1 protein-coding gene is annotated in these 258 nt (G+C 21.3%); it reads left to right on the top strand.

What is annotated here, in order from left to right:
• The coding region (locus G3997_RS01620) for a hypothetical protein (RefSeq protein ID WP_296647056.1) at positions 1-258 on the top strand (258 nt) is incomplete at both ends.

Raw genomic sequence — 258 nt, forward strand, 5'->3', positions numbered from 1 at the left:
ATAATATATTAAAGAAAAATAATCTTGATGAAAACCTTAGGAAAACAATTTCAACTTATTATAAGTCACTTCCTATTGCTAATTCTAATCAGGTAATTTTGACATTGCATACACTACTAGAATCATTTATTCTAAACTACGATTTATCTAGTATATATTATGTTGATTTTTCCAAAGAAAAAATAAAGTTAAGTGATTATAATTATGAAAAAGAATCTGAGTTTTATATAGAATATCATAAGCAATATAAATCTTATT

The organism is Romboutsia sp. 13368 (assembly GCF_018336475.1).
GTDB lineage: Bacteria > Bacillota > Clostridia > Peptostreptococcales > Peptostreptococcaceae > Romboutsia.